This is a genomic window from Micromonospora sp. KC207 (assembly GCF_004348615.1).
In the GTDB taxonomy this organism is placed as follows: Bacteria; Actinomycetota; Actinomycetes; order Mycobacteriales; family Micromonosporaceae; genus Micromonospora.
In genome coordinates, this window is sequence record NZ_SMKJ01000231.1 from 1 (window position 1) to 11,821 (window position 11,821).

Annotated in this window: 9 protein-coding genes and 1 pseudogene; 8 read left to right on the plus strand and 2 right to left on the minus strand. The window is 70.2% G+C overall.

What is annotated here, in order from left to right; all coding sequences use genetic code 11:
* Window positions 1-436: 436 nt before the first annotated feature.
* The 6 genes from E1258_RS24095 to polA all read left to right on the plus strand — a co-directional run bounded on the left by E1258_RS24095 (window position 437) and on the right by polA (window position 8,225).
* A complete protein-coding gene (locus E1258_RS24095; protein ID WP_132405140.1) occupies window positions 437-1,603 on the plus strand; it encodes a branched-chain amino acid ABC transporter substrate-binding protein in 1,167 nt (388 codons plus the stop codon).
* Window positions 1,604-1,693: 90 nt separating this feature from the next.
* Entirely contained in the window at window positions 1,694-2,644 is a 951-nt protein-coding gene (locus tag E1258_RS24100) for a branched-chain amino acid ABC transporter permease (protein ID WP_036372524.1), read from the plus strand.
* Window positions 2,641-3,795, plus strand: a complete 1,155-nt coding sequence (locus tag E1258_RS24105) for a branched-chain amino acid ABC transporter permease (RefSeq protein ID WP_036372522.1) — start codon at window positions 2,641-2,643, stop codon at window positions 3,793-3,795. The genes E1258_RS24100 and E1258_RS24105 overlap by 4 nt, the downstream gene beginning before the upstream one ends.
* 7 nt (window positions 3,796-3,802) lie before the next feature.
* Window positions 3,803-4,708 carry an ABC transporter ATP-binding protein gene (locus E1258_RS24110; RefSeq protein ID WP_371688676.1) on the plus strand — a complete coding sequence of 302 codons (906 nt, stop codon included), beginning with the start codon at window positions 3,803-3,805 and terminating at the stop codon, window positions 4,706-4,708.
* The gene (locus tag E1258_RS24115) at window positions 4,698-5,408 is read left to right on the plus strand and encodes an ABC transporter ATP-binding protein (RefSeq protein ID WP_132405142.1); all 711 of its coding nucleotides are present in this window, start codon (window positions 4,698-4,700) and stop codon (window positions 5,406-5,408) included. Before E1258_RS24110 ends, E1258_RS24115 begins: the two co-directional genes overlap by 11 nt.
* 108 nt (window positions 5,409-5,516) lie before the next feature.
* Window positions 5,517-8,225: a DNA polymerase I gene (polA, locus tag E1258_RS24120; RefSeq protein ID WP_132405144.1), complete on the plus strand. Its 2,709-nt coding sequence runs from the start codon at window positions 5,517-5,519 to the stop codon at window positions 8,223-8,225.
* A gap of 30 nt (window positions 8,226-8,255) precedes the next feature.
* Here polA and E1258_RS24125 read toward each other — a convergent pair.
* Window positions 8,256-8,603: pseudogene (locus E1258_RS24125) on the minus strand (DUF3140 domain-containing protein); the annotation flags it as partial.
* On the minus strand, window positions 8,590-8,811 hold the full coding sequence (locus tag E1258_RS24130; RefSeq protein WP_036372518.1) for a DUF2945 domain-containing protein: 222 nt from the start codon (window positions 8,809-8,811) through the stop codon (window positions 8,590-8,592). The gene E1258_RS24130 and the pseudogene E1258_RS24125, both read right to left, overlap by 14 nt.
* A gap of 211 nt (window positions 8,812-9,022) precedes the next feature.
* On the opposite strand from E1258_RS24130, the gene E1258_RS24135 reads away from it, so the two are divergent.
* Both E1258_RS24135 and rpsA read left to right on the plus strand, forming a co-directional pair.
* Window positions 9,023-9,847 (plus strand): class I SAM-dependent methyltransferase, encoded by an 825-nt coding sequence (locus E1258_RS24135; protein WP_132405148.1) that lies wholly within the window; start codon window positions 9,023-9,025, stop codon window positions 9,845-9,847.
* A 347-nt stretch (window positions 9,848-10,194) separates the two neighbouring features.
* Window positions 10,195-11,688, plus strand: coding sequence for a 30S ribosomal protein S1 (rpsA, locus tag E1258_RS24140; protein WP_132405150.1), 1,494 nt, complete (start codon window positions 10,195-10,197; stop codon window positions 11,686-11,688).
* Window positions 11,689-11,821: the final 133 nt, after the last annotated feature.

Below are 11,821 nucleotides of genomic sequence, written 5' to 3' on the forward strand. Positions count from 1 at the left end.
CTCTACGGACGGTGGCGCGTGGTCACCGGTGCAGGTGCCGGTGCCGCTGCCGTCGGCACCGGACCGGTCGGTCGCGGTGGCCGGGTCGGGCGGCGGGTTGTTGCTGCTGGTCGACGGCGGTGCCGAGGGGGCCCGGCTGTGGGCGGCGCGGGTGCCGGACGGGCCCGGCTGAGCCTGCCACCGGTCTGTTTCCGGCCAGTGTCCGATGTCCGGTTTCGGCCATGGGTCGCGGTGTGTGTTACAGCACTTCGGCGAATCTGGCCACTCAACGTAACGGTTAGGTCAACCCCGCTTTCTAGGTCTTACGGCGTGCCCCGCTGGTGGGATAACGTCCCGCCCCAGACCGGGTACGCGGTCGGTTCGTCCATTCCCCGCAAGGTCCAATTCCCAAGTCGCGGCGGGTGGTCGAGCCTTCGGACTGAGGAGGGTACGAGCCGTGAGGCAGAAGCTCGCACGGGTGCTGGGTGGCGTTGCCATCAGCGCGCTCGTTATCAGTGGCGCGGCCGCGTGTAAGGCCGACAGTGGCACGGAGGGTGGCGGCGACAAGGCCGCCTGCGACCTCAAGATCGGCTTCTTCGGCCCGCTCACCGGCGACGCCGCGGGCCTCGGTATCCACATGCGCAACGGCACCAAGCTGGCGATCGACCAGTACAACAAGGACAACGCGGACTGCAAGGTCAACCTCGCCGAGTACGACTCGCAGGGCGACCCGGCCAAGGCCCCGGCGCTGGCCCAGCAGGCGGTGGGCGACACCAAGGTCGTCGGCATCATCGGCCCGGCGTTCTCCGGCGAGTCCGAGGTGGCCGACCCGATCTTCGACGAGGCCGGCCTGCCGATCATCACCCCGTCGGCGACCCGGCCGAGCCTGAGCACCAAGAACTGGAAGATCTTCCACCGGGGCGTCGGCAACGACACCTCACAGGGCCCGGCTGCCGGCCGTTACATCAAGAACGTGATGAAGGCCGAGAAGGTCTACGTCGTCGACGACCAGTCGGCGTACGGCGCGGGCCTGGTCGACGAGGTCAAGAAGGTCCTCGGCGCGGTCGCGGGCGAGGACAAGGTCCAGGTCAAGCAGACCAACTTCTCCGCGGTCGTCACCAAGATCGTCGGCAGCGGCGCGACGGTCCTGTTCTTCGGTGGCTACTACACCGAGGCGGGCCTGCTGCTCAAGCAGCTCAAGGGCGCCGGCTGGAAGGGCACGATGGTCGCCGGCGACGGCGTCAACGACGCCAACTTCATCAAGGTCGCCGGCCAGCAGGTCGCCGAGGGCACCGTCCTGACCTGCCCCTGTGCCCCGGCCACCGCGGCCAAGGGCACGTTCGTGACCGACTACAAGTCGGCCTTCGAGAACGCCGAGCCGGGCACCTACGCCGACGTGTCGTACGACATCACGAAGATCTTCCTCGAGGGCATCAAGAGTGGTAAGTCCACCCGGGCGGACCTGCTCGCGTTCGTGAAGTCCTACAACAAGGCGGGTACCGCCACCGGTGTGACGTACAAGTTCGAGCCCAACGGTGAGCTGGACCCGGCCCAGGTGCTGGTCTGGGCGTTCAAGGTCAACGCGGGCCAGGTCGTTCCGGACATCGAGATCCCGAAGGCCTGACCGGTCCGCCGGTCCCGCCTGGGACACAGACGATGCGGCCGGGAGTGCTCCTCCCGGCCGCCTCGTTTGACCGCACAGTTGGAGCCCCACTTGAACTTCGATGAGCTGCTCGGGAACTTCCCGGCTCTGACCATCACCGGGCTGGAACAGGGCGCGATCTACGCGCTCGTCGCCCTCGGGTACACCCTCGTGTACGGCGTTCTCCGCCTGATCAACTTTGCCCATTCCGAGGTCTTCATGGTCGGTACGTTCACCGCCCTGTGGACCTGGGAGGCCCTCGGCTACGACCAGAACTCCCCCTCGCCGGCCCTCGGCCCGCTGATCCTCGCGCTGGTGGCCGGCCTGGTCGTGGCGGCGGTCGCCTCGGCGGCGACCGCGGTGACCGTGGAGCTGGTCGCCTACCGGCCGTTGCGGCGGCGCAACGCACCGCCGCTGGCCTTCCTCATCACCGCGATCGGTGCGTCGTTCGTGCTCGCCGAGTCCTTCGGCATCGGCACCGAACGGGCGCCGTTCGGTATGCCGACGCTGATCCCCGCCGAGACGGCTTTCACCGTGTTCGGCGCGGCCGTCACCAACATCCAGCTGCTCATCCTCGGTGTCACGCTGGTGATGATGATCGGCCTGGACCAGTTCGTGAACCGCAGCCGGCTTGGCCGCGGCATCCGGGCGGTGGCCCAGGACGCGGACACGGCCGCCCTGATGGGCGTGAACAAGAACCGGGTGATCCTGCTGGTCTTCGTGCTCGGTGGCCTGATGGCCGGCGTCGCGGCCCTGCTGTGGAACGTCCGGTACGGCTACACGAAGTTCAACGTGGGCTTCCTGATCGGGCTGAAGGCATTCGCCGCGGCGGTCCTCGGCGGTATCGGCAACCTGCGCGGCGCGCTGCTCGGCGGCCTGCTGCTCGGGGTGGCGGAAAACTACGCCGCCGGCCTGTTCGGTGGAGACTGGAAGGACTTCACCGGCTTCGTGTTGCTGATCGTGCTGCTGATGTTCCGGCCCACCGGCCTGCTCGGCGAATCTCTCGGGAGGGCGCGCGCATGACCGCCACCGTGGACAAGGGCCGCTCCCCGGCCCTCAAGGGCCGCTGGGCGGCGATGCCGAAGCAGGTCCGCTGGGCCGCGATCGCGGCGCTGATCGTCCTGCTCTACATCCTGCCGAACAGGTGGTTCTACGAGTACCTCGGCTTCCCCATCGGCAGCGAGTACTTCGCCTTCTACACCACCCGGTCGGACTTCGCCGGGGTGCTGTTCGACACGGCCGTGTTCGTGCTGCTGGCCGTCGGGCTCAACGTGGTGGTCGGCTTCGCCGGCCTGCTCGACCTGGGCTATTTCGGCTTCTACGCGCTCGGCGCGTACACGGTGGCGTTGCTGACCTCGCCGGAGAGCCGGCTGGGGACGAACTGGCCGTGGTTGGCGGCGGTCCCGATCGCGGTCATGGTCGCGATGATCTCCGGCGTGATCCTCGGCGGCCCGACGCTGCGCCTGCGTGGCGACTACCTGGCCATCGTGACCCTCGGTTTCGCCGAGATGATCCGGCTCTACGCCGCCCGCAACGAGGGCGTGTTGCAGGGCCAGCGGGGCATCCCGGCGATCCCGCACCCGCCGGGCACCGGCTCGGACGGCAAGCCGCTGTTCGGGGTGGTCGACGCGCGACCCTACTACTGGCTGCTGTTGACGCTGATCCTGCTGGTGATCGTGCTGGTGCGGAACCTGGCCAACAGCCGGGTCGGCCGGGCCTGGGTGGCCACCCGCGAGGACGAGGACGCCGCCGAGGTCATGGGCGTGCCGACGTTCAAGTACAAGCTGTGGGCGTTCGCCATCGGGGCGGCGGTGGCCGGCCTCACCGGCGCCGTCTTCGCCGGCAAGCAGACGTTCATCAACTCGGACCAGTTCGTGCTGGAGAGTTCCATCCTGGTGCTCGCGGCGGTCATCCTGGGCGGGGCGGGCAACATCAAGGGCGCGATCGTCGGCGGCGCGATCACCTGGTACCTGCCGGAGTGGCTGCGCGGCGTCGGCGACCTGGTCGGGGTGGAGTTCGACGCGGCCGAGTACCGCATCCTCGTGTTCGGTCTGGTCATCATCGTGATGATGATCTTCCGCCCGCAGGGCATCGTGCCCAACCGGCGGCGGGCGGCGGAGTTCGCCGACCGGCGTCAGGAGGCGGTTCCGCAGGAGAAGGTGCCCAGTGAGTGATCCGCAGATGAAGAGCGAACGCGACGCCAGCAGCGACCGCGACATCACCGCCGACGGCCGCAGCACGGTCGGCGTGCCGCCGGAGCCCGGCTCCGGCGCGCCGGCGGCGGCGACCCCGGCGGGGCCGGACGCCGCAGGGCGGGAGCCGCTGCTGGAGGTCGACGACGTCACGCTGCGCTTCGGCGGCGTGGTCGCCCTCGACAAGGTCAACTTCACCCTGTACAGGGGGGAGATTCTCGGTCTGATCGGCCCGAACGGCGCCGGCAAGACGACCTGCTTCAACGCGATGACGGGCGTCTACCGGCCCACCGAGGGCGAGATCCGGTTCAAGGGCCAGCGGACCAACGGCAAGCGGCGCTCCTGGATCACCAAGGCCGGCATCGCCCGGACGTTCCAGAACATCCGGCTCTTCCCCGAGATGACGGCGCTGGAGAACGTGATGGTGGGCGCGGACGTCCACCACAGGACCAGCGTCATCTCGGCCATGCTGCGGCTGCCGCGGCACTGGCAGGAGGAGCGGGAGGGCCGGGAGAAGGCGTACGAGCTGCTACGGTTCGTCGGCATCGAGCGGCGCGCGAACGACCTGTCCCGCAACCTGTCGTACGGCGAGCAGCGCCGCCTGGAGATCGCCCGGGCCCTGGCCACCGACCCCGCCCTGCTCTGCCTGGACGAGCCGGCCGCCGGCTTCACCCCGGCGGAGAAGGAGGAACTGCTCGGCCTGATCCGCATGATCCGGGACAACGGCACGACCGTGCTGCTGATCGAGCACGACATGCGGCTGGTGATGGGCGTGACCGACCGGATCGTCGTGCTGGAGTTCGGCAAGAAGATCGCCGAGGGGCTGCCGGCCGAGGTCCGGGACGACCCGAAGGTGATCGCCGCGTACCTGGGGGTGCCGACCGATGCTGCTTGAGATCAAGGACCTGACCCTGCTGTACGGGCGCATCCAGGCGCTGCACGGGATCAGCCTGGTGGTCAACGAGGGCGAGGTGGTCGCGCTCATCGGCGCCAACGGCGCGGGCAAGACCACCACGATGCGGGCGATCTCCGGGTTGCGTCCGGTGGCCCAGGGCTCGGTCGTCTTCGACGGCACCGACGTCACCCGGATGCGGGCCGACCTGCGGGTGACCCGGGGGATCGGGCAGGCGCCGGAGGGCCGGGGCGTGTTCCCGGGCATGACGGTGCTGGAGAACCTGGAGATGGGGGCGTACACCCGCCGGGACAAGGCCGAGATCGCCAAGGACCTGGCCATGGTGCTGGACCTGTTCCCCCGGCTGGCCGAGCGGCGTAAGCAGGCCGGCGGCACCCTCTCCGGCGGTGAGCAGCAGATGCTCGCCGTGGGTCGGGCGCTGATGGCCCGCCCCCGGCTGCTGCTGCTCGACGAGCCGTCGATGGGCCTCGCGCCGAAGCTGATCCAGCAGATCTTCGAGATCATCACCCGGATCAACGAACAGGGCACCACGATCCTGCTGGTGGAGCAGAACGCCCAGCAGGCGCTGTCCCGCGCCCACCGGGGCTACGTGCTGGAGACCGGCCGGATCGTCAAGGAGGGCACCGGCCAGGAGCTGCTGCACGACCCGGCGGTCAAGGAGGCGTACCTCGGCGTGGCCTGACGCGCACCGCCGGCGGCCGGTCGTTCCCCTCGCGGGGCGGCCGGCTGCCGCCGTTGCGGGCCGTGCCGCGCGGCGGGGATGTCGGGCGTACGGGCTAGAGTCGCTGCCGTGACAGCTACGACGCCGCGCCTGCTCCTCGTCGACGGACACTCCCTGGCATACCGGGCGTTCTTCGCCCTGCCGGTGGAGAATTTCTCCACCACGACCGGGCAGCCGACAAACGCCGTCTACGGCTTCACCTCGATGCTGATCAACGTGCTGCGCGACGAGCAGCCCACCCACATCGTCGTGGCCTTCGACGTCTCCCGCCATTCCTTCCGCACGGAGAAGTACGCGGAGTACAAGGCCGGCCGCAGCGAAACCCCCACCGACTTCAAGGGCCAGGTCAGCCTCGTCAAGGAGGTCCTCGCGGCGCTGCGCATCCCGGTGGTGGAGAGGGAGGGGTACGAGGCCGACGACGTCATCGCCACCCTCGCCTGGCAGGCGCGCGACCAGGGCATGTCGGTGCTGATCACCACCGGCGACCGGGACGCCTTCCAGCTCGTCGGCGACAGCGTCACCGTGCTCTACCCCCGCAAGGGCGTCTCCGACCTGGCCCGGATGGACCCGGCCGCCGTCGAGACGAAGTACGGCGTGAGCCCGCAGCGCTACCGAGACCTGGCGGCGCTGGTCGGCGAGACCAGCGACAACCTGCCCGGCGTGCCGGGGGTCGGCCCGAAGACCGCCGCCAAGTGGATCAACCTGTACGGCGGGGTCGAGGGCGTGGTGGCCCGCGCCGACGAGATCAAGGGCAAGGCCGGCGAGAGCCTGCGCGAGCGGCTCGCCGACGTGATCCGCAACTACGAGATCAACTGCCTCGTCTCCGACCTGGAGCTGCCGATCCGCCCCGAGGACGCCCGCTGGGCCGGCTGGGACCGCGAGGCCGTGCACCAGGTCTTCGACACGCTGGAGTTCCGCATCCTGCGCGACCGGCTCTACCAGTACCTGGAGGCCGTCGAGCCGGAGGCCGAGGCCGGGTTCGACCTGGCCGCCGAACGGCTCACCGAGCCCGGCAGGGTGACGGCCTGGCTCGCCGCGCACGCCCCCGCCGGCACCCAGGTCGGCGTGGCGGTGAAGACGCCGGCCAAGCCGAGGGACCCCCGCGAGCGCTACGAGCCGCAGCTCGACGCCCTGGCCCTCGCGCTGGCCACCGGCCCGGCGGCGTGGCTCGACCCGGCGGAGCTGGCCGAGTCCGACGAGCGGGCCCTGGCCGCCTGGCTGGCCGACCCGGCGCGGCCGAAGGTGCTGCACGACAGCAAGCACGCCCGGCTGGCGTTCGCCGCCCGCGGCTGGTCCCTGGCCGGCGTCGCCCGGGACACCGAGCTCGCCGCCTACCTGGCCCGCCCCGATCAGCGCTCCTACGACCTGACCGACCTGGCGCTGCGCTACCTGCACCGCGAGCTGCGGGTCGACGCCCCGGAGACCGGGCAGCTCACCTTCGACGGCCTCGGCGACGACGGCGAGGCCGAGCAGAATCTGATGCTCCAGGCCCGGGCCACCCTCGACCTGGCCGACGCGATCGACGCCGAGCTGTCCCGCGACGGCGAGCAGTCCGCCCGGCTGATGGCACAGGTGGAGCTGCCCCTGTCCGAGGTGCTCGCCGCGATGCAGCGGGTCGGCATCGCCGCCGACCTGGACTACCTCCAGGAGCTGGAAGCCCACTTCGCGGGCGAGGTGAAGTCCGCCGCGCAGGGCGCTTACGCCGCGGTGGGGCGGGAGTTCAACCTGGGCTCGCCCAAGCAACTCCAGGAGCTGCTCTTCGGCGAGCTGGGGCTGCCCAAGACCAAGAAGATCAAGACCGGATACACCACCGACGCCGACGCCCTGCAGTGGCTCTACGCGCAGAACCCGCTGCCGGTGCTGGAGCACCTGCTGCGCCACCGGGACGTGGCGAAGCTGAAGACGACCGTCGACGGCCTGCTCAAGTCGGTCTCCGAGGACGGTCGCATCCACACCACGTTCAAGCAGACCGTGGCGGCCACCGGCCGGCTCTCCTCCACCGACCCCAACCTGCAGAACATCCCGATCCGCACGGAGGAGGGCCGGCGGATCCGCCGCGCCTTCGTCGTGGGGAAGGGGTTCGAGTGCCTGCTCACCGCCGACTACAGCCAGATCGAGATGCGGATCATGGCGCACCTGTCGTCGGACGACAAGCTGATCGAGGCGTTCAACTCCGGCCACGACTTCCACGCCGCCACCGCCTCGTCGGTGTTCGGGGTGCCGGTCGCCGAGGTCACGGCCGACCAGCGGCGCAAGATCAAGGCGATGAACTACGGCCTGGCGTACGGGCTGAGCGCGTTCGGCCTGTCCCAGCAGCTCGGCATCACCGCCGAGGAGGCGCGCGGACTGATGGACAACTACTTCGCCGGGTTCGGCGGGGTCCGCGACTACCTCCAGGAGGTGGTGGCCCGAGCCCGGCACGACGGCTACACCTCCACCATCCTGGGCCGCCGCCGCTACCTGCCGGACCTGGTCAGCGACAACCGGCAGCGGCGGGACATGGCCGAGCGGATGGCGCTCAACGCTCCCATCCAGGGCTCGGCGGCCGACATCATCAAGGTCGCCATGCTGCGCGTCGACGCCGGGCTGCGCGAGGCCGGGCTGCGCTCGCGGATGCTGCTGCAGGTGCACGACGAGTTGGTCTTCGAGGTCGCCCCCGACGAACGGGACACCCTGGAGGCGCTGGTGCGCAGCCAGATGGGCGAGGCGTACCCGCTGTCGGTGCCGCTGGAGGTCTCCGTCGGGCAGGGCCGGGACTGGAACAGCGCCGACCACTGACCGGCCCTGCCGTGGGGCGAGGCTCGCTCACCGCAGCGGGTCGTGGCCCCAGTTCATCAACGACCAGCGCCACCGCGTGTCCCGCACGTCGCCGGAGGGCCGCTGGGCCAGGTGCCGGTGCACGTACCCGACGACCTTGCGCATGTGCCGGTAGTCGGCCTCCGTCAGCTCGGAGCGCTTGCGGCGCAGCAGGTCGACGATCCGCCGGCCGGACGAGTGCCCCACCGACTCGCCGCCGGCGGTGCCCTTCTTCCGCCAGCCGACGTGCTTCGACTCGTCGGTCTCCAGCCAGGTCGACAGCTCGCCGGGTCGCATGTTGACCGCCTCGGTGAACTCCCGGTAGGTGTCCCCGTGCGGCTCGCCGTCATTCCCGCTCATGGCGCAGCACCTCTGGCCGGTGGGCGACGTCCCGCCCCGAGTCGTCGTTGCGGATGCGGTACTGCGGCTGCTCGGGTGACGCGTTCACGGTGTGGCCCCGCACGTGCGTGCGCTCGGTGATCTTTTCGCGGATCACGCCGTACGCCCGCCCGCTGTGGCTGGCCCAGGAGACGTGGTCGCCTGCGCGGAATTCCCTCTGTTCGGCCATGCGCCCTGGCTACCCGGGGTTCTGCGGTGTACACCCCCCCGTCGCGAAGGGGGCGGTCGCCAAGCGGTGGGCAGTTGGAGGCCAGCACGACCTCCGGAGTGGCTCCAGGGCCGGTGCGCCCGCGCGGTCAGGGGCGGCTCGAACGGCTCGCCCCTGATCACCCTCGGCACCTGATGCCTTGCCGACCAGCCCGATCCGTACCGTTACCAGGATGGACGAGCGCCCAGCACATCCCGAACCCGCCGTCACCCGTCGTGCCGTGTCCGACGCTGAGGGCAGAACGGCGAGCCGCCGTTGGTGGGACCACGATGCCGACAGCTACCAGGAGGAACACGGCACTTTCCTCGGAGATGTCGACCTCGTGTGGTGCCCGGAGGGCCTGCGGGAGGCGGACGTGCGGCTGCTCGGCGACGTCAAGGGCACCCGGATGCTGGAGCTGGGCTGCGGCGCGGCTGCGGGCTCGCGCTGGCTGGACGGCGAAGGGGCGGACGTGACGGCGCTGGACCTGTCTGCCGGCATGTTGCGACAAGCCAGGCTGGCCGCCGAACGCTCCGGCGTGCACGTGCCGCTCGTGCAGGCCGACGCCCTGGCGCTTCCGTTCGGGGCGGACACGTTCGACACGGTGCACACGGCCTTCGGTGCCGTGCCGTTCGTCGCGGACTCCGCAGCCCTCATGCGCGAGGTGTTCCGGGTGCTGCGTCCGGGCGGGTCGTGGGTCTTCGCCGTCACGCACCCGATGCGCTGGGTGTTCCTGGACGACCCCGGTGAGGGTGGCCTGATGGCGGTGCACTCCTACTTCGACCGCCGCCCGTACGTCGAGGAGGACTCGTCGGGGGTGCCGGCCTACGTCGAGGCGCACCGCACCTTCGGTGACCGGGTCCGCGAGCTGACGGCCGCCGGCTTCGTCCTTTGCGACGTGGTCGAACCGGAGTGGCCGCCGGGGCACGAGGAGATCTGGGGCCAGTGGAGCCCGCTGCGCGGCCGGTTGTTCCCGGGGACCGCCATCTTCGTGGCCTGGCGTCCCACCGCCCCGTGACCCGGGCCGATGGGCACCATGTCGCGGCTGGGCGGCGTCGGCCGGCCGCCTCTTGCCGGGAAAACGCCATTATGCGGGTGAACGTCATGATCCGTCGCGAAAGCGGGCTGGATCACTTGTCCCGGGGCTTGCACGCTGTGGTAATGCGCACGGTAGGCTAGACGATGCGCTCGCGGGTCGCGTGCCTCGGCAGGGAGAAGGCGCGCGGTCGCGGAGTTCCAGACGGAGCCACATCAGGACCTCACTAGTGATTGTTCGGTGTGCCCGGCGACGGATCCGCTGGCGCGAACAGGTCACCGCGACACCAGCCTGCTGTGACAACCCATCCGACCGGAGCAACCGCCCACATGACGAGCAGCATCGAGGCCCCCTCGAGCGCCACCCGGGTCACCCACGACGATCTCGGTTCCGAGGAGGCTTTCCTCGCCGCGATCGACGAGACCATCAAGTACTTCAACGACGGCGACATTGTCGAAGGCACCGTCGTCAAGGTCGATCGGGACGAGGTCCTGCTCGACATCGGCTACAAGACCGAGGGTGTCATCCCCTCTCGGGAGTTGTCGATCAAGCACGACGTGGACCCGGCCGAGGTCGTTTCGGTCGGTGACCACATCGAGGCCCTGGTCCTCCAGAAGGAGGACAAGGAGGGTCGTCTGATCCTCTCCAAGAAGCGGGCGCAGTACGAGCGGGCCTGGGGCACGATCGAGAAGATCAAGGACGAGGACGGCGTCGTCCGCGGCTCGGTCATCGAGGTCGTCAAGGGTGGTCTCATTCTCGACATCGGGCTGCGCGGCTTCCTGCCCGCGTCCCTGGTCGAGATGCGGCGGGTGCGTGACCTGCAGCCGTACGTCGGCCGCGAGCTCGAGGCCAAGATCATCGAGCTGGACAAGAACCGCAACAACGTGGTCCTGTCCCGCCGGGCCTGGCTGGAGCAGACGCAGTCCGAGGTGCGCACCGAGTTCCTCAACAAGCTGCAGAAGGGCCAGGTCCGCAAGGGCGTCGTGTCCTCGATCGTCAACTTCGGCGCGTTCGTCGACCTGGGCGGCGTGGACGGCCTGGTGCACGTCTCCGAGCTGTCCTGGAAGCACATCGACCACCCGTCCGAGGTCGTCGAGGTGGGCCAGGAGGTCGAGGTCGAGGTCCTGGACGTCGACCTGGACCGCGAGCGGGTCTCGCTGTCGCTGAAGGCGACCCAGGAGGACCCGTGGCGGCAGTTCGCCCGCACCCACGCGATCCAGCAGATCGTGCCGGGTAAGGTCACCAAGCTGGTGCCGTTCGGCGCCTTCGTCCGGGTGGACGACGGCATCGAGGGCCTGGTCCACATCTCCGAGCTGGCCGAGCGCCACGTGGAGATCCCGGAGCAGGTCGTCCAGGTCGGCTCCGAGGTCATGGTCAAGGTCATCGACATCGACCTGGAGCGCCGCCGGATCTCGCTGTCGCTCAAGCAGGCCAACGAGGGCTTCGTCGAGGGCGAGGAGCACTTCGACCCGACCCTCTACGGCATGGCCGCGACCTACGACGCCGAGGGCAACTACATCTACCCGGAGGGCTTCGACCCGGAGACGGGCGAGTGGCTCGAGGGGTACGAGAAGCAGCGCGAGACCTGGGAGAACCAGTACGCCGAGGCCCGTCAGCGCTGGGAGGCCCACACCAAGCAGGTGCAGACCTCCCGGGCCGCCGACGCCGAGGCCGCCGCGAACCCGGCTCCGGCCGTGTCGACCGGCGGCACCACCACCTCGACCAGCTCGGCCCCGAGCCGGCCGGCCGAGGAGCCGGCCGGCACCCTGGCCACCGACGAGGCGCTCGCCGCCCTGCGGGAAAAGCTGGCCGGCGGCAAGTGACCCCGTGACGACTCCGGCCGGGCGCGGCTGACGCGTCCGGCGAGGAGCCGCCGCTGAAGACGACGGGCCCCGTCCCCGCGATCCGGTTTCCACCGGGTCGCCGGTGGCGGGGCCCGCCGCGTTCCCCGCCACC

Bases quoted from the DNA above. Each gene is read 5' to 3' on its own strand.
- E1258_RS24110 (WP_371688676.1), top strand. From the start codon at position 3,803: ATGAAGAGCGAACGCGACGCCAGCAGCGACCGCGACATCACCGCCGAC.
- E1258_RS24130 (WP_036372518.1), bottom strand. From the start codon at position 8,811: ATGGCCGAACAGAGGGAATTCCGCGCAGGCGACCACGTCTCCTGGGCC.
- E1258_RS24135 (WP_132405148.1), top strand. From the start codon at position 9,023: ATGGACGAGCGCCCAGCACATCCCGAACCCGCCGTCACCCGTCGTGCC.
- rpsA (WP_132405150.1), top strand. From the start codon at position 10,195: ATGACGAGCAGCATCGAGGCCCCCTCGAGCGCCACCCGGGTCACCCAC.
- E1258_RS24115 (WP_132405142.1), top strand. From the start codon at position 4,698: ATGCTGCTTGAGATCAAGGACCTGACCCTGCTGTACGGGCGCATCCAG.
- E1258_RS24105 (WP_036372522.1), top strand. From the start codon at position 2,641: ATGACCGCCACCGTGGACAAGGGCCGCTCCCCGGCCCTCAAGGGCCGC.